Here is a 16,538-nt window from a genome sequence, read left to right on the forward strand (position 1 = left end):
GGGGGGGCGGCGGCCCCCCCCCCCCCCCCACGCTGGAACTCTGTTCCCTGCGCGACAGCGTAGCCCGGAGGGCTGGGCGATCTCCTACAGGGTTCGCGCATCTCTGTAGGAGCGGCCTTGTGCCGCGATGGGCCGCAAAGCGGCCCCAATTTCGGCCAACTCCGCTATCATGCCCGCCACGTTCCACCTCGCGAGTCCGCCATGCACCGCCTGTTTTTCCTGCTGCTCCTGCTGCTGGCCAGCCCCGTCTTCGCCACGGGCCTGCTCGACAACCGCCCCAGCGCCACCCTCGGCGCCGCCTCCAACAGCGCCGACTTCCTGCCGGTGCACGAAGCCTTCAAGCTCAGCCTGGTCCAGGCCGATGCCCAGACCGTCAAGCTGCGCTTCGTCGCCACCGACGGCTACTACCTCTACCGCCACCGCTTCCAGTTCCGCACCGAGCCCGCGGATATCCGCCTGGGCGCGCCGGACATCCCCAAGGGCGAGGCCAAGCACGACGAGTTCTTCGGCGACGTCGAGGTCTATCACGGCGTGCTCGACATCGAGCTGCCACGCAACGACCCGCGCGCCTTCACCCTGCTGGTGGGCTACCAGGGCTGCGCCGACAAGGGCCTGTGCTATCCGCCGGAAACCGCGCGGCTGAGCATCGACGGCCAAGGCGCCCCGCTGCCGGCAACCGCCGAGCAGGGCTGGACCTGGAAATCGCTGCTGCTGTTCTTCCTCGCCGGGGTCGGCCTGACCTTCACCCCGTGCGTGCTGCCGATGCTGCCGATCCTTTCCGGCGTGGTCCTGCGCGGCCAGATCGGCGGCCTGCGCGGGCTGTCGCTGTCACTGGCCTACGTGCTGCCGATGGCGGCCAGCTTCGCCGTGCTCGGCGCGCTGATGGGCCTGTTCGGCGCCGGCCTGAACCTGCAGGCGCGCCTGCAATCGGCCTGGGTGCTGGTGCCGTTTGCCGCGTTCTTCGTGCTGTTCGCCCTGGCCATGTTCGGCCTGTTCGACATCAAGCTCCCACAGGCCCTGAGCAGCCGCCTGGACAACCTCGCCCACCGCACCAAAGGTGGCTCGCTGCTCGGCGCGGCGGTGCTCGGCGTGCTCTCCAGCCTGCTGGTCTCGCCCTGCGTGTCGGCGCCGCTGGCCGGCGCCTTGCTGTACATCAGCGCCAGCGGCGACGCCCTGGGCGGCGCGCTGAAACTGTTCGCCCTGGGCCTGGGCATGGGCGCGCCGCTGTTGCTGGTGGCCACCGGCGGCGCGGCCTGGCTGCCGAAGAGCGGGCCATGGATGAATACGGTGAAGAACGCCATCGGCGTGCTGCTGCTGGGCCTGGCCATCGGCCTGCTCAGCCGCGTGCTGCCGGGGCCGGCCACCCTGCTGCTGGTCGGCCTGCTGGCCGCCGGCGTGGCGCTGTTCCTCGGCGCCCTGGAGTTCGTGGTCAAGACCCCACGCCAGCGCCTGGCGCAACTGCTGGGCCTGGCGCTGCTGATGTACGCCCTGGCCTGCTGGTATGGCGCCCTGAGCGGCCAGGGCGATCCGCTGCGTCCGCTACCGCCACCGATTGCGGCCGGCGGCGTCGCGCCGACCAAGGCCGACGCCTGGCAGACCCTCACCACCCCCGCCGCCCTCGACGCCGCCCTGGCCGAGGCCAAGGCCGCCGGCCAGCCGGTGCTGCTCGACTGGTACGCCGACTGGTGCATCAGCTGCAAGGTGATCGAGCACGAAGTGCTCAATGCGCCGCAGGTCCTGCCGCAACTGAGCACCTTCCGCCTGCTGCGCTTCGATATCACCGAGAGCAACGCCGAACAACGCGCCCTGCTCGACCGCTACCGGCTGTTCGGCCCTCCCGCGCTGATGTTCTTTGCCGCGAACGGCAGCGAAATGACCACCGATCGGGTCATCGGCGAGATAAACGCCGGCGATTTCGCCCAGGTATTGACGCGCGTGCGCGGCCAACTCGGGCTATAACTTCCCGCGTCCAGTGAAAAAACCCCGCAGCGGTGACCAGACTTAATCATCTGGTCACATACTTTGCGCGAATCTCGGACATCGTGCTGGCTATTGCCGGGAACTGGACACTCAGCGCCGCTTGCGGCATAGTCGCCGCGCTATGTCGAATTGCCCTACAAAACCAAGGAATCGCAGATGGCAACCCTACTGGTGCTGCACGGCCCCAACCTGAACCTGCTCGGGACCCGCGAACCGGGCCACTATGGCGCCGCCACCCTGGCCCAGATCAATCAGGACCTGGAGCAGCGCGCCCGCGCCGCCGGCCACCATCTGCAATACCTGCAGAGCAATGCCGAATACGAATTGATCGACCGCATCCATGCCGCGCGCAACGAAGGCGTGGACTTCATCCTGATCAATCCGGCCGCTTTCACCCACACCAGCGTCGCATTACGTGACGCATTGCTCGCGGTGAGCATCCCATTCATCGAAGTGCACCTCTCGAACGTGCACAAGCGTGAACCGTTCCGCCACCACTCCTACTTTTCCGATGTTGCCGTAGGGGTGATCTGCGGTCTCGGTGCCACCGGTTACCGGCTGGCCCTGGAGTCCGCGCTGGAACACCTGGCTGCCAACGCACAGCCCTGATGACACAAGGCCTTGGCCCCTTCGGGCCGAGGCTCATGAAGAAACGTTTTCGACACGTTTTAAAAATACGTCCCCGACCGAACCTTGGGAGTTGATGATTAATGGATATCCGTAAAGTCAAGAAGCTGATCGAACTGCTGGAAGAGTCTGGCATCGACGAACTGGAGATCAAGGAAGGCGAAGAGTCCGTTCGCATCAGCCGTCACAGCAAGACCCCGGCCGGCGCCCAGTACTTCGCCGCCCCGGCCCCGATGGCCGCTCCGGTTGCCGCTGCTGCACCTGTTGCCGCCGCCGCTCCAGCCGCTGAAGCCGCTGCCGCTGCTCCGGCCCTGAAAGGCACCGTGGTTCGCTCGCCAATGGTCGGTACCTTCTACCGCAAGCCTTCGCCAACTTCGCCAAACTACGCCGAAGTCGGCCAGGCCGTGAAGAAAGGCGACACCCTGTGCATCGTCGAAGCCATGAAGATGATGAACCACATCGAATCCGACATCGGCGGTGTGATCGACGCCATCCTCGTGGAAGACGGCCAGCCGGTTGAGTACGACCAGCCGCTGTTCACCATCGTTTGATTCGCGGAGAACCAACGATGTCTGGGAAACTTGAAAAAGTCCTGATCGCCAACCGTGGGGAAATTGCCCTGCGGATCCTGCGTGCCTGCAAAGAGCTGGGCATCAAGACCGTCGCCGTGCACTCCACGGCCGACCGTGAACTGATGCACCTGGGCCTGGCAGACGAGTCGGTCTGCATCGGCCCTGCATCGTCCAAGGACTCCTACCTGCACATCCCGGCGATCATCGCCGCCGCCGAAGTGACAGGTGCCACCGCCATCCACCCAGGCTACGGCTTCCTCGCGGAAAACGCCGATTTTGCCGAGCAGGTGGAAAATTCCGGCTACATCTTCATCGGCCCGAAAGCCGACACCATTCGCCTGATGGGCGACAAGGTGTCGGCCAAGGACGCGATGATCAAGTCGGGCGTACCGACCGTGCCGGGCTCCGACGGCCCGCTGCCGGAAGACCCGGAAACCGCGCTGGCGATCGCCCGCGAGGTCGGTTACCCGGTGATCATCAAGGCCGCTGGCGGCGGCGGTGGTCGCGGCATGCGTGTGGTGCACAAGGAAGAAGACCTGATCGAATCGGCCAAGCTGACCCGTACCGAAGCCGGTGCCGCGTTCGGCAACCCGATGGTCTACCTGGAGAAGTTCCTGACCAACCCACGTCACGTGGAAGTCCAGGTACTGTCCGACGGCCAGGGCAACGCCGTGCACCTGGGCGACCGTGACTGCTCGCTGCAGCGCCGTCACCAGAAGGTCCTGGAAGAAGCCCCGGCCCCGGGCATCGACGAGAAGGCCCGTCAGGAAGTCTTCAAGCGTTGCGTCGACGCGTGCATCGAGATCGGCTACCGCGGTGCTGGTACCTTCGAGTTCCTGTACGAGAACGGCCGCTTCTACTTCATCGAGATGAACACCCGCGTCCAGGTCGAGCACCCGGTTTCGGAAATGGTCACCGGCATCGACATCGTCAAGGAGATGCTGAGCATCGCCGCTGGCAACAAGCTGTCGTTCCGCCAGGAAGACGTGGTGATCCGCGGTCACTCGCTGGAGTGCCGGATCAACGCCGAAGACCCGAAGAAGTTCATCCCGAGCCCAGGCAAGGTGAAGCACTTCCACGCCCCGGGCGGCAACGGCGTGCGCGTCGATTCGCACCTGTACAGCGGCTACTCGGTTCCGCCGAACTACGATTCGTTGATCGGCAAGCTGATCACCTACGGCAAGGACCGCGACGAAGCCATGGCGCGCATGCGCAATGCCCTGGACGAGATCGTCGTCGACGGCATCAAGACCAACATCCCGCTGCACCGCGACCTGGTGCGTGATGAAGGTTTCTGCAAAGGCGGCGTCAACATCCACTACCTCGAGCACAAACTGGCCAACCAGGAGTGATCGCGTTAGCGTGATGAAAAAGCCCCGGCCCCGTGCCGGGGTTTTTTATTGCCCTTCAGAAGGCCTGCTCGGTCGCTGTAGGAGCGGCCTTGCCGAGGCGTCGGACCGGCCGGAAAGGGCCGCAAAGCGGCCCTGGCGATCTGTACATCTACACTAATGCCCCGGGCCGCTACGCCCCCCTTTCGCGCACAAGGCCGCTCCTATACCCAGTGATTTAGCCTGCCCCTGTGGGAGCGGGTTTACCCGCGAAGAATCCAGCGCGGTGTATGGCACCGGCTCCGCCGGTGTTCGCGGGTCAAGCCCGCTCCCACAGAGATAACAGTTCCCTGCGCGACAGCGCAGCCCCAAAAGACTGGGCGATCTCTCATGGCAAAAAACATAATTCTTTGATTGGACTGAGGCAGCGTGGGAGCGGGCTTGCCCCGCGATCACCGGCAAAGCCGGTGCCAAACACCGCATCGCGGGGCAAGCCCACTCCCACGCAGGAACTCTGTTCCCTGCTCGACAGCGCGGCACCCAAGGGCTGGGCGATCGCCTACAGGTATCGCACATGCCTCAGGCCATCACCCCACCAACCCAATGGAACCCCACCCAAACCCACGCAGTCCACCGATCAGGCCCACCTCCCCGAGGCCTCACAAGGAGACTCCCATGAAAGGCACTGCGCTATCCGCCCTGTTCGCGGCCGCCACCCTGCTGGCCTCGCCTGTGTTCGCCGCCGACGACCTGTGCGCCATGAACCTGCAGAAGATCGACGACAGCATGGCCACCGCCGGCGCCACCTCCGAAGGCCTGGACAAGGCCATCACCGAGCATGTGGACCAGGCCAAGGCCGCCCAGGCAAAAGGCGACACCAAGGAATGCATCGCCATCACCAGCAAGGTGCTCGAGCGCCTGGAGAAGACCGAGAAAGGCAGCGGCTCGGCCGGTGGCAGCGGTACCTGAGCCCGGCGCGAATGCGGGCGGTGGAACCATCAGTCGACGCCGCCCGCGTTAGCGCGTATACTCGGCCTTGCGTGCTGAAAGGCACGTTCAGCTAGAGCTGAGTGTGGGGCCGATTAGGATTCGACGCCGGTAGCGAAACTCTAGGTGCATGCCGAGTTGGTAACAGAACTCGTAAATCCACTGTTGCAACTTTCTATAGTTGCCAATGACGACCAATACGGTGCTGCTCTCGCTGCTTAATTGCAGCTGACATGCACTCCTGGTACCTTCGGGTCCAGCAATCATCAGGGGATGCCTGTAAACCCGAAATGATTGTCATACAGAACAGGATCGTCGTGCAGCACGTTGGGGGCGAAGCGACTAAAACTTACCCAACTCATCCAAAGCACCCTGCCCGTCGGGCGGCTGCGGATTAAATCAGTAGACACGGCTAAGCATGTAGTACCGACAGCGGAGTACTGGCGGACGGGGGTTCAAATCCCCCCGGCTCCACCAAATCCTAAAAAGAAGACGCCCAATGGGCGTCTTTTTTTGTGCCTGGGATTCAGTGCCTCAGCGGCACCGACACCGCGTCGTCACCTCTCCCCCTCTTCCTTCATCGCCTCCAGCTTGCTGAACTGCTCGCTGGCCAAACGGCTGATGATCCGGATCGCCTGGTGAATCCCCGCCGTGTTGCGAAAGCTCAGCTGCGGGTTGTGCTCGCACTCCAGGACTTCGTCATGCTGGACCAGCGCCTCGCCAAGCAGTTCGAGGGTCCAGACGTAGCTCTGGAGGGTGGACAGGCGTTCACGCTCAGTCATGGGACACCTCCCGCTTGGTACGTTCGGCGAGGGACTGGCTGTCGATCGGGTAAAATGTTGGGGATGGGGTGGCCGCAGGGGCTGGGCGGCGGAGAGCGGATACGAGGATCCTGCTCAGAATGCGAATAAGCATGCATGAGACTCCAAGTTTGAGATTGGAGCTACCACGATCCTTCCTACGGGATTGGGTGGCAGCTATGTGTGGGGTAGGAATACCGGGAAACTTGGAACCCGGCCAGGCCGAAGCCTGCCCACACACAGCCGCCATGACATCGCAGCGGGCACAAAAAAGGCGCCAGCCGTTGTGATGGGGCGCCTAGTGCGAGCGCCAAGTTTACCAGCAGGTTCCTACACCTGGTCGCAGATTTTGCTGCGACTTGGGGAATGTAGCCTTAGGGCGGATCTGTTCGCAATAGATGGCGCGGTGGGACATTTCCTAAAAGCTTGGAGGAAAGGAAACGCCCGGGTGGCGCTGACGCATGGGGCTGTGCCCGTGACCACAACTCAGTCATGAACCAGATCAGGCCATGGGCGCTTGGACGTCCCAATTGGTTGTTCGCTTGATCTCTATGCAGCGGTAAACGAGCGGTGGTGATCATGACCTTGGTCCGATCGGCACGCATAACGTGGATTTCGTCGGAGAGCAAACCCATCTTCTGCCCGACCATGGTCAAGAGCAGTAGCAAAGTGCCACAATCAGACTCAGGTCGGCTGCCTAAGCCATTCGGTCGCTCCTAGGTGCGCCACCCATGTTTTCGGAAGACCATCCCCGATCACGCCGATCAGAAAATCATCGTAAACACATACAATTCGTAGAGCACAGACCATGTCAGACAAGGCATTTGAAAAGGATTATTCAGACGAGTCGTTCTGGGACAAAGTTAAAGGCTATGCGAAGGCTGCAGGTGAGTCCGCGCTGGAGCCGGCGCTGAAGATGTACTACTCCGCCACGGACTCGGAAACGCCAAAATGGGCCAAGACCACCATCTACGGTGCACTCGGCTACTTCATTTCGCCGATCGACGCCATACCCGACATCACCCCAATCGTTGGCTATTCCGATGATATCGGCGTGCTGTGCGCGGCATTGGCAGCGACTGCCGCCTACATCAAGCCTGAGCATGTCGCTAGGGCGAAGGAAACGCTGAAGCAGTGGTTTTCCTGATTTAATTGGCAGCCTTACCCTGGGGGTTCGCATTGGGTAAGGCCCTTGCTGAAGAACTGAAAGCTACGACGCTTTCAAGGGTTTACCATGGAATCCCACCGGTAAATAACCTACCTTCAATCCCAAAGTAGCGTTGAATTTCGCCCCTTGGCCAGGTTTATTCACTGGCCCGTGCAAGCGCTGTCGATTGCAGCACCTCAGGTGGCCCGAACCTTCAAGGTCAGGCCGCTCCCGCAGTGATTCTCCCCAAGGGCGATTCGCATCTGGCAGTTCGCCCGGTCACTACCCATGTGATGGATGTACTTAAACATATGGCGCTCGTGCGCCAGACACACCGTACCTCGCTGCCCTGCAGAAACCTATCCGCTTGGCCGACTATTGCGCCAACCTGTGCCTGTTTCTTTCTTCAGGAAAGAGACGGGCACTTCTACCACTGCTGCAGCCCTGATCGTACATGTCCTTGCGGCAATCCCCCTCGTGACAATCGGCGTGACAAACACCGATGTCACCAGCAACAACCATGTAGGTGATGGTGCCGCAGACCACGGTGGACTGCACCTGACTAACAGTCAGGCATGCCCCGGTCATCGTATCGCTGTTTTCACCCGACTCAGGATCTCCAGGTGCTGGTCTCGTCAGCCATTGCTGCCTCCACCCGCCCACCGGTAACGGATGGCCGCTATCATCATGCTGGCCCGGACTACCGGTATGCCCTGCGCGAAGCAATCCTGGCGAACCTGCCACGCTTGCACCGGCCGAACTGCATGTTCGGATCAATATCCAGGACGGCACCAAAGGTGGGCGAAGCGGGGCACCAGCGCCGCGTTGGATCATAGCCAATGAAGAGGTCAAAGCATCACTCCTATTGGCGCGCAACGCGTCATCGATCGGCAACCACAACTTACTGCACCGGGCCGAAACCTACGCCGCGTTCTTACAACGGGCGGTGCTCCCCGCTCGCGAAATTCTGCACAAGCACGGCATAAAGGGCTTCCATGAACTGCGCGCGGCCTACGCTTGCGAACGTTACGTGCAACTCACCAGCCGTGCTGCACCAGTCAATGATGGCCACGGCTACCACATCGACCGCGATCTTGATCAGTGGGCGCGTCAACAAATCAGCCTTGAACTTGGACACTACCGGATTGATGTGGTGTCGGCCTACATTGGTGGCCGATCATGAGCAAACCCTTTGATATGGCGCTGTTCCTCAGCGGAGTATTGGGCGGCTCGAAGAGCACCCAGCAACGACATCTACGGCAAGCGCGAATCATGCAGGCCGCCATCCAACGGAGATGGCAGCGAGACAATCCTTGGACTTGGCAACTCAAACATCTACGCTGGTTTCTTACTCAACACCTGCAGAATCATTCCGATCACAGCCACTACTATTATCGGCTCACTGCCCTACTGGTATGCAAACGCCTAGGCAAAGACTCAAAGGAACTCCTCTGACTTACTGCACTTGAGCTTGCTTGATTTAGCCACACTCAAACGTTTAGTCAAAGTAAAGTCTTCGCCGCCAGCAAGGCCGTATAATTGAGAACTCCTGTAATCACCTTAAAAATTTGATACATAGACAAGAACCCTCAAGAACAGCCCCACCTCTCCCGGCAACCCGCCGCGTCAAGCCTTCCATGAATCAAGATCACAACACAAATTATCGAACAAGAACTCTACAACTTTAGCTCGCCCATCACCCAGTGCTGAAGCAATAGTAACCACGGAAACCAACATAGAGTTAACGACATGTAAATCAGTTACATTACCCAGGCAATTCAATACCTCTTCAAACTTCTCGAGCATAGTCGCTTGAGTAAAATTCAAACCTTGGACCACATGCGTGGAAGGCGTCAAGTAGAGAATGTTCGCACGCGTCCGTAATCCATACGCTTCAGTCAACATACCATAACCTTCGGAAGGGAAAGCCGCATCTTGCCCTGCCAGCTTTCTCAATGCCTCCTGAAAAGCCATGGACAAATGAAGAATAAGCTCTGAGAATTCCTTTACACTAACTTCACTGTCCAGTGCTGCAGATCTACTTGAGGACTTTAACACAGTCATAACACCTCCAAAAATTGGCAGCATCTACTCTTCAACTAGCTATTAGCTCCGAACTCCTGAGCACCCTAGTCAAATGATCAGTCAGGAGATGAATGTCACCATGTAGATTTTGGATTCCATTCCACGGCCGGTTGCCAGTTTTGAAAAACCAATCCCCCGAACCAGACGTCCAAGCAGTATAGCCTTGCAGTTTTTTCAGACCCAACTTAAACACTGGAGCCAATGGTACTCCTGTAGCACACAACTGTTCCATGACGAACCCCATAGAGATAATCCCTGCACTATGGACGAGGCGCGAACTTTTTGGCGTATGTCCATGCCAAGCATCTCCAAATACTTCTTGGACCGCCTGGAAAAATTCGCTAATAGCTAAAAAGCAAAGATCTTCGCCGCCCGACAACTCAATAACCTCTCGGCAGTAGCCGTCGGAAAGGGAGTTCATCACCAACTTTTGAAGCGAAGTATCACCTAATACGCCCAGAGGGTTTGTATGCTGCTTTATTTGCCCTTGCAACGAAGACCTATCGTCATAATTCAGCATCTCCACGATACGAGCAGCTCGGGAGCGGGAAGTCATTCTAAGTGGAAGACCACTCACTCCTGGAAGCAGTTCGTAAACCAAAGATTTTGGCAGTGGACTTGTATTATTGACTAGAATAAATTGCCGACGAAGTTCTTCCTGACTCTTACAGACAAGGGCGGAAACGAGTAACTGGAACGAACTTCCTTCGATCCCAGCTAACGCAGAAAGACGCTGCTGCCCATCTACAACGAACCCAGGTGGACCGGATGAAATGTCCACCTCAATTTCTGCATAAGCCCCAGTCCCCTCAACCACCTTTACTCCACCGGTGAACGCTAGCACCACTGAATTGGGCATTACCGCATCTGGACGAGTCAGGTAATCGCGGATCTCTCGTATGTGTTTGGACACCTGAGGCCGCTGGAATCCATTAAGAATTCCACGATCATCACGCTTGACTCGGTCGATGCTAGCGATCGCCAAAATTTGCTCAACCGTCGCCGCAAACGATACCACCTGGTGGCTTTGGCTCTGTAAGGCCTTGATTGCGCTGAACTTAAGCAATGAAACTATTCCTTCTTTGAGCGCCCTCCAACAGAGGGGCAACAGCACTTTTCAGGCCCTTATACCAACCTAAACGCACAAAAACCAGACAATTTTCATGGCCTAAGCAGTTATTCAATGCTAAATTAGCGACCACAGATAAATGCAGAACCATCACCACAAAGGTTTGCAGTTTTTCGTATGAGAACCGTCATCATTACCAACTGCACCAATCGAAAGCGCCTTGATGGCCTGCCCTCGGTGGTGCTGAGCGACGAATGCTACCCATCGCTTGCAGCTATGGCGCAAGCGTGGAAGGAGCGAGTCGACGAGCGTCCTGCCACTCAGACGGCATCTTCACTTTACCTGGGTAGGAGCGTTTCCGACGCGAAGTGCGTCGCTACGAGGCTGGGAGCGAGGCTAATGTTCGCGTCGACAGGCTTAGGGTTGGTTGAGAGCGAACATAAGTGTCCGCCCTACGACCTGACTGTGTCTCAAGATCCGAATTCTATCATCCCACACCTCCAAAAATGGGGGCTCCGCGCGTCAGACTGGTGGGAAGCCGTGAATGGCACCCGTGAAAGAGCAAGCGCCCTAGCTGATCTCGTCAGCCATCCAGACATCGATTTAACGCTGATCGCACTTACTTCAAGCTACGTTCAGTTGATAGCTGCAGACCTCGAAAAAATAGAGGATGCACACATCGACAAGGTCAGGATATTCACTTCGCGCCCAGGCATTGAGATGCTTCCCCGTCGCTTGCGAAGCATGGCGATGCCCTATGACGAACGCCTTGAAGGCTCAACACTACCAGGCACTCGCAATGATTTCCCTCAGAGAGCCATGCGTCACTTCGTTGAGGTTCTTGAACTGTCGAGTGCTCCTGCAGAAGTCGCTCGTAAGGCCGTCTCCGAAGCGATGAATGATTTATCGCCAGCCAAAATGACTGTCCGACGGCGGGCATCGGACAGTGAAATTGCCTACATGCTCGAGTGTGTGTGGGCCGACTACAAAGGCAGCTCCACCCGCTTGTTACGCTACCTAAGGGATGTGGCCCAGGTCTCGTGCGAGCAATCGCGTTTCCGGAAAATCTGGCGCGACATCAAATGCCAGGACAGCATAGAGAGCAAAGCATGACGAGCGAAAATGCGATTGTGGTGCGTGCACTACGCACCACTCAAGGCGACAACCTTGATGTGTACGCATTATTCATCAAAGGATCTGACCTGGTCCGGATTGCTGACATCACCCGCCTTTCTCGCGAAGACAGTAGCCCCCTCAAGGGCTTCCAGCGCCCCGAGATTAAAAACCATGTCAAAGGGATTACCGAGTACCTCAATCAGGGAAACGTGCTCTTCCCCAACGCAATCATCCTGGCGCTGTCTCCGGACCTACGCTTCGTTGCCGCACGCGGGAGCAAGCCGACCGGCGACGCGGGGCTTTCGCAAGCGGGTACCCTGACGATCCCTATTAGGGAGGAAGGCTTGAGATCTGCCTGGATCGTGGACGGGCAACAGCGCTCGATAGCGCTAGCGAAAGCAGCTAATTCAGATCTACCAGTTCCAGTGATCGGTTTCGTATCTGACAGCCTGACCACCCAGCGCGAGCAGTTCATTTTGGTCAACAAAGCAAAGCCCTTGCCTACTCGACTGATCAATGAACTACTGCCAGAGACGGGCGGTATTCTTTTACCCCGCGAACTGAGTGCTCGCAAAGCTCCGGCTGAGTTATGCGGGCTTCTTAGCCGTGATCCTAACTCTCCTTTCTATAAACTCATAAAGCGGTCGTCCGAGCACAATTGCAAAGCAGTTATCACTGACACTGCTGTCATTACGATGATCCGGAACAGCATTAGTAATCCGCTGGGGGCATTGGCTCCGTACACCTCAAGCAGAGACGGTGCAGCTAACGTTGAGTCCATGTATCACCTGCTGACAACCTTCTGGCGCGCTGTCCGCGATACGTTCCCAGAGGCGTGGGCACTTGAGTCCAAGAACAGTCGCCTCATGCACTCTGCAGGGGTAATTGCCATGGGCGTCCTTATGGATCGAATCTACGCCAAAATCGGAGGGCAGCACGAGACCTACGACGCCATACTAAATGAACTGAGCAGAGTCGCCCCCTACTGTGCATGGACATCAGGTCAGTGGCCGATTATTAATGCCCAGTGGAATGAAATCCAAAGCACCCCCCAAGATATCAAGGTACTGCAAGAAACCTTGATCCGCCTCTATATGACCAGCGCTCACCAATGAAATTCTTATACGCCGACACCCAAGACTATGTAGACCCGGACTACGACTTCATCAACGATCGAAATGCGCCGGGCCGTAAGAGATACTGGGATGACCGTTATGCGCACGAAATGATGTCCCCTATCCCTTATGACGGACTCTTGGTTTCGATGAGCGCTGTGCGGCCCGCAAATGGGGTCGCTAATTCAAAGGTTCGGTATTCAACCTCCGAACAGCAGCGTTTCCTGAGAGAGGGTGTGCGCAAATTTCTACGACTCGATGGCGTCCAGTTCAAAGACACTATGGTTTTGGGTGACTGTGGGGCTTTCGCCTATGTAGAGCATCCGACCCCTGCGTATAGCCCAAGCGAGGTAGTAGAGTTTTACTCAGATGCAGGATTCACCCACGGTTGCTCGCCGGACCACATTATATTCGACTGCGACTCCAGCAATCCTCCAGCGGAGAGTCAGTCGGAAGATGTGCTGTTTCGGTACGAAATCACCCTAAAAAATGCGCAAGAATTTCTGCGCCTGGTGAAAGAGGCAGGATGGCCCTTTGAGCCTCTAGGAGCAGTGCAGGGTTGGTCTCCACAGAGCATGGCGAGCGCTGCCAAACAACTTGAAGACATGGGATATCGCTACTTGGCAATCGGGGGATTAGTCCCTCTAAAGGTCGATCAAATTCATGAAGTTCTGAAAGCGCTTCGTGCGACTCTTAAGCCAGAAACAAATATTCATCTCCTGGGCTTTGCCAAAGCCGAAAACATACATGAATTCACTGGATATGGCATTACCAGTTTCGACTCAACGTCCCCCCTCATACGCGCATTCAAAGATGCAAAATGCAACTATTACATGGGCACCACAACAAGCAAACTGGATTATTACACCGCCATCCGCATCCCTCAGGCAATTGAAAACCCACGCCTTATGCAGGGAATAAAAAAAGGCACGCTGAGCGCAGAAGAACTACAAAAAAAAGAAAAATCGGCATTATCAGCAATTCGTGAGTACGACAAAGGCCTGCTCGACTTTGACTCAACCCTAGGAGTGTTAGTCGACTATCTCCGGCTAACACTGTCGGGATCGATATCATCACCAGCAGAAATGGAAAAAGAAGTAGCAAAACATATCCGGCTAATCTCACCCACATTGAGAGATAAGCCGTGGCAAAAATGCCAGTGCTCGATTTGCCAGTCAACTGGCATCGAAACCATTATATTTAGAGCAAGTAACAGAAACAAAAGACGCGGGTTTCACAACCTGGGCGTTTATCACCGCCACCTTCAGAAAACTCTGGAATCTTCGAAACAATGATCTATCGATTCAAGGGTGTGCGCGCCCAACAGGCATCCGGGCATGACGTATTTTCTTTCGCGGCCACTCCAAATGACATTTTAGAATTTTCTGAAATTGAGAGAGTCGGACGCAATGAGGATGGTCATCTTAAGGGTTTTCAGCGCCATCAGGTTGCCTCGCACATTAGAGATATTCGCGACTACCTTCAACGCGATGATGCATTGCTCCCTAACGCGATCATCTTAGCCTTTCTAGATGGAGTCACGATTAAAGACCTCGGTGAAGGCATCGTAGAAATCGTTATTGAGACTACTGATTCCAAGCCAGGCTTTGTAGTTGATGGCCAACAACGACTCAGTGCCCTTGCGACGATGGAAAAGCCTGGGTTCCAGGTGTTCGTATCTGCATTGATTTGTAAAGACTACAACGAATTACGACAACAGTTTGTGCTCGTTAACAATACGCGACCGCTTCCAAAGTCACTGATCTATGAACTTCTACCAACTGTTGACGGCTTGCCCGAAAGATTTACCAGTCGCAAATTCGCAGCTCACATTATTGATCTATTAAACTTCCTACCAAACTCTTCTCTATTTGGCGAGATCAAGCAACATACAAACCCCAAGGGAGTTTTAAGCGATATGGCGATGCAGAAGTTTGTAATGAACTCTGCTAACGACGGCGCCATTCGTAGCTTTATGAAATTCGATGACTTTGAGGGGCGAAGCATCGAACTCATCAACAATTTCTTTCACGCTGTGCGCGTGGTTTTCAGATCGGAGTGGGAAGGACTAGCGCCCAGAAACTCACGTTTGAAGCACGGGGCAGGCCTAGTATCGTTGAGTTTCGTTATGGAAATGCTTTACTCCGAGCAAGGTTCGGCCAGCAAAGAAGAGTTCATCAAAGGCCTCAAACTTTTGAAACCTCATACCGCATGGACAAGTGGTGAATGGCATATTTCAGAAACTGACCAACGCCCCTGGAACGGTATCCAAAACACCCCTACTGATATCGGACTACTTACGAAGTACCTGACCGAAAAGCTTAAGCACGAATTGAAGCGTCGCTAAGTACACGCCCAGTTCCGAGGATGGGAATATGCATAAAAAAGCCTTAGTTTTATTTTCAGGCGGGCAAGACTCCACAACCTGCCTTGCCTGGGCGCTAGAGCGCTACGAGTACGTTGAGACTATTGGCTTTGATTATGGCCAGAGGCACGAAATAGAACTCCAGTGCCGGATAAACATCTTGTTGGAAATACGTAACAGGTTCCCAAACTGGGCTAAGCGACTTGGTGATGATTACGTACTTGATCTCAAGTTACTCGGCCAGATCAGCGATACAGCGATGACAGCCGAGAAGGAAATAGAATTTGAGAAGAACGGGCTTCCCAACACTTTTGTCCCTGGGCGCAATCTGCTGTTCTGCACCTTTGCTGCCGCCATCGCGTATCGACGAGGACTTAGCGTACTAGTGGGCGGAATGTGTGAAACGGACTACTCAGGCTATCCAGATTGTCGAGACAACACGCTGAAGTCGCTGCAGGTGTCTCTCGGCCTTGGCATGGATTTACCGTTGGTTATCGAGACACCCTTGATGTGGCTGGATAAGAAACAAACATGGGACTTGGCCAAAGACCTTGGCGGGCTTGGCTTTGTCGAGTTTGTTCAGGAGGAAACCCACACCTGTTACCTAGGCGATCGTCAGCATCGACATGAGTGGGGATATGGGTGCAATGACTGCCCAGCTTGCGAATTGCGCCGAAACGGCTTCGAGGCATTCCAGCGGGATAACGACGTATGACCTACAGCGTTAAGGAAATTTTCTACACCCTGCAAGGAGAAGGGCTTCGAGCGGGCCGGCCAGCAGTATTCTGTCGCTTTGCTGGGTGCAATCTCTGGAGCGGCCGGGAAGCCGACCGTTCCCAAGCGGTATGCCAGTTCTGTGACACCGATTTTGTAGGTACAAATGGAACCTCGGGAGGTAAGTACCTGAGCGCGGAGGCCTTGGTCGAGCGGATTAGCTCGCAGTGGCCAGTTGGCCAAGCGCACCGTTATGTCGTGCTCACAGGAGGTGAACCGTTGCTACAGGTCGATGAGGACCTGATCAATGCACTTCATAACCAAGATTTCGAGGTAGCGGTTGAGACAAATGGGACCATCGCAGCGCCTGCCGGTATCGACTGGATCTGTGTCAGCCCCAAGGCTGGCACGGAATGGGTACAGCAAAGCGGTGACGAATTGAAACTCGTCTACCCACAACCGGGACTGCTGCCCGACACCATTACCGCCACTGACTTCAAGTACTACCTATTACAACCAATGGATGGTCCATTGCAACGGCAAAACACTCGATCCGCAATTGCCTATTGTCAAGCCAATACCAAGTGGCGACTGTCAGTGCAAACACACAAAATATTGGAGATCCGCTGATGC

General features: G+C 56.5%; 16 protein-coding genes and 1 other RNA gene. 14 read left to right on the forward strand and 3 right to left on the reverse strand.

The annotated features are described in order from the left end of the window. Positions 1–201 precede the first annotated feature (201 nt). The 6 genes from POF53_RS21925 to ssrA all read left to right on the forward strand — a co-directional run bounded on the left by POF53_RS21925 (position 202) and on the right by ssrA (position 5,971). The gene (locus POF53_RS21925) at positions 202–1,959 is read left to right on the forward strand and encodes a protein-disulfide reductase DsbD (RefSeq protein ID WP_498969404.1); all 1,758 of its coding nucleotides are present in this window, start codon (positions 202–204) and stop codon (positions 1,957–1,959) included. A 177-nt stretch (positions 1,960–2,136) separates the two neighbouring features. After that, entirely contained in the window at positions 2,137–2,589 is a 453-nt protein-coding gene (gene aroQ / locus POF53_RS21930; protein ID WP_011535870.1) for a type II 3-dehydroquinate dehydratase, read from the forward strand. A gap of 101 nt (positions 2,590–2,690) precedes the next feature. After that, on the forward strand, positions 2,691–3,158 hold the full coding sequence (accB, locus tag POF53_RS21935) for an acetyl-CoA carboxylase biotin carboxyl carrier protein (RefSeq protein ID WP_203650309.1): 468 nt from the start codon (positions 2,691–2,693) through the stop codon (positions 3,156–3,158). A gap of 17 nt (positions 3,159–3,175) precedes the next feature. After that, positions 3,176–4,531 (forward strand): acetyl-CoA carboxylase biotin carboxylase subunit, encoded by a 1,356-nt coding sequence (gene accC, locus POF53_RS21940; RefSeq protein ID WP_046854114.1) that lies wholly within the window; start codon positions 3,176–3,178, stop codon positions 4,529–4,531. A gap of 651 nt (positions 4,532–5,182) precedes the next feature. Beyond that, positions 5,183–5,476, forward strand: a complete 294-nt coding sequence (locus POF53_RS21945; RefSeq protein ID WP_023631557.1) for a PA2433 domain-containing protein — start codon at positions 5,183–5,185, stop codon at positions 5,474–5,476. 105 nt (positions 5,477–5,581) lie between these two features. After that, positions 5,582–5,971, forward strand: a transfer-messenger RNA (tmRNA) gene (gene ssrA, locus POF53_RS21950). 80 nt (positions 5,972–6,051) lie between these two features. On the opposite strand, the gene POF53_RS21955 is transcribed toward ssrA, so the two are convergent. After that, positions 6,052–6,276 carry a hypothetical protein gene (locus POF53_RS21955; protein ID WP_498969407.1) on the reverse strand — a complete coding sequence of 75 codons (225 nt, stop codon included), beginning with the start codon at positions 6,274–6,276 and terminating at the stop codon, positions 6,052–6,054. An 826-nt stretch (positions 6,277–7,102) separates the two neighbouring features. Here POF53_RS21955 and POF53_RS21960 point away from each other — a divergent pair. Continuing rightward, positions 7,103–7,441: a YkvA family protein gene (locus tag POF53_RS21960; protein ID WP_498969409.1), complete on the forward strand. Its 339-nt coding sequence runs from the start codon at positions 7,103–7,105 to the stop codon at positions 7,439–7,441. Between the two features lie 865 nt (positions 7,442–8,306). Further along, positions 8,307–8,624, forward strand: coding sequence for a hypothetical protein (locus tag POF53_RS21965; protein WP_498969411.1), 318 nt, complete (start codon positions 8,307–8,309; stop codon positions 8,622–8,624). Positions 8,625–9,067: 443 nt separating this feature from the next. On the opposite strand, the gene POF53_RS21970 is transcribed toward POF53_RS21965, so the two are convergent. Then, positions 9,068–9,505: a hypothetical protein gene (locus tag POF53_RS21970; RefSeq protein ID WP_498969413.1), complete on the reverse strand. Its 438-nt coding sequence runs from the start codon at positions 9,503–9,505 to the stop codon at positions 9,068–9,070. 31 nt (positions 9,506–9,536) lie between these two features. Beyond that, positions 9,537–10,592 carry a DGQHR domain-containing protein DpdB gene (dbpB, locus tag POF53_RS21975; protein WP_498969414.1) on the reverse strand — a complete coding sequence of 352 codons (1,056 nt, stop codon included), beginning with the start codon at positions 10,590–10,592 and terminating at the stop codon, positions 9,537–9,539. Between the two features lie 543 nt (positions 10,593–11,135). Here dbpB (POF53_RS21975) and POF53_RS21980 point away from each other — a divergent pair. The 6 genes from POF53_RS21980 to queE are packed head-to-tail and all read left to right on the forward strand — an operon-like array spanning position 11,136 to position 16,535. Then, the gene (locus POF53_RS21980) at positions 11,136–11,708 is read left to right on the forward strand and encodes a hypothetical protein (RefSeq protein WP_139831512.1); all 573 of its coding nucleotides are present in this window, start codon (positions 11,136–11,138) and stop codon (positions 11,706–11,708) included. Next, positions 11,705–12,826, forward strand: coding sequence for a DGQHR domain-containing protein DpdB (gene dbpB, locus POF53_RS21985; RefSeq protein ID WP_347150329.1), 1,122 nt, complete (start codon positions 11,705–11,707; stop codon positions 12,824–12,826). Before POF53_RS21980 ends, dbpB (POF53_RS21985) begins: the two co-directional genes overlap by 4 nt. Further along, the gene (gene dpdA, locus POF53_RS21990) at positions 12,823–14,121 is read left to right on the forward strand and encodes a tRNA-guanine transglycosylase DpdA (RefSeq protein ID WP_085694982.1); all 1,299 of its coding nucleotides are present in this window, start codon (positions 12,823–12,825) and stop codon (positions 14,119–14,121) included. The genes dbpB (POF53_RS21985) and dpdA overlap by 4 nt, the downstream gene beginning before the upstream one ends. Continuing rightward, on the forward strand, positions 14,118–15,173 hold the full coding sequence (gene dbpB / locus POF53_RS21995; protein ID WP_085694983.1) for a DGQHR domain-containing protein DpdB: 1,056 nt from the start codon (positions 14,118–14,120) through the stop codon (positions 15,171–15,173). The genes dpdA and dbpB (POF53_RS21995) overlap by 4 nt, the downstream gene beginning before the upstream one ends. A 28-nt stretch (positions 15,174–15,201) precedes the next feature. Beyond that, complete coding sequence (gene queC, locus POF53_RS22000) at positions 15,202–15,906, forward strand: 7-cyano-7-deazaguanine synthase QueC (protein ID WP_498969419.1); 705 nt, start codon at positions 15,202–15,204, stop codon at positions 15,904–15,906. After that, on the forward strand, positions 15,903–16,535 hold the full coding sequence (queE, locus tag POF53_RS22005; protein WP_279925320.1) for a 7-carboxy-7-deazaguanine synthase: 633 nt from the start codon (positions 15,903–15,905) through the stop codon (positions 16,533–16,535). The genes queC and queE overlap by 4 nt, the downstream gene beginning before the upstream one ends. Positions 16,536–16,538: the final 3 nt, after the last annotated feature.

The sequence above is a fragment of the Mitsuaria sp. RG genome (assembly GCF_028369275.1).
GTDB classification, from domain to species: Bacteria; Pseudomonadota; Gammaproteobacteria; order Pseudomonadales; family Pseudomonadaceae; genus Aquipseudomonas; species Aquipseudomonas peradeniyensis.

Bases quoted from the DNA above. Each gene is read 5' to 3' on its own strand.
- POF53_RS21925 (WP_498969404.1), top strand. From the start codon at position 202: ATGCACCGCCTGTTTTTCCTGCTGCTCCTGCTGCTGGCCAGCCCCGTC.
- aroQ (WP_011535870.1), top strand. From the start codon at position 2,137: ATGGCAACCCTACTGGTGCTGCACGGCCCCAACCTGAACCTGCTCGGG.
- accB (WP_203650309.1), top strand. From the start codon at position 2,691: ATGGATATCCGTAAAGTCAAGAAGCTGATCGAACTGCTGGAAGAGTCT.
- accC (WP_046854114.1), top strand. From the start codon at position 3,176: ATGTCTGGGAAACTTGAAAAAGTCCTGATCGCCAACCGTGGGGAAATT.
- POF53_RS21945 (WP_023631557.1), top strand. From the start codon at position 5,183: ATGAAAGGCACTGCGCTATCCGCCCTGTTCGCGGCCGCCACCCTGCTG.
- POF53_RS21955 (WP_498969407.1), bottom strand. From the start codon at position 6,276: ATGACTGAGCGTGAACGCCTGTCCACCCTCCAGAGCTACGTCTGGACC.
- POF53_RS21960 (WP_498969409.1), top strand. From the start codon at position 7,103: ATGTCAGACAAGGCATTTGAAAAGGATTATTCAGACGAGTCGTTCTGG.
- POF53_RS21970 (WP_498969413.1), bottom strand. From the start codon at position 9,505: ATGACTGTGTTAAAGTCCTCAAGTAGATCTGCAGCACTGGACAGTGAA.
- dbpB (WP_347150329.1), top strand. From the start codon at position 11,705: ATGACGAGCGAAAATGCGATTGTGGTGCGTGCACTACGCACCACTCAA.
- dpdA (WP_085694982.1), top strand. From the start codon at position 12,823: ATGAAATTCTTATACGCCGACACCCAAGACTATGTAGACCCGGACTAC.
- dbpB (WP_085694983.1), top strand. From the start codon at position 14,118: ATGATCTATCGATTCAAGGGTGTGCGCGCCCAACAGGCATCCGGGCAT.
- queC (WP_498969419.1), top strand. From the start codon at position 15,202: ATGCATAAAAAAGCCTTAGTTTTATTTTCAGGCGGGCAAGACTCCACA.
- queE (WP_279925320.1), top strand. From the start codon at position 15,903: ATGACCTACAGCGTTAAGGAAATTTTCTACACCCTGCAAGGAGAAGGG.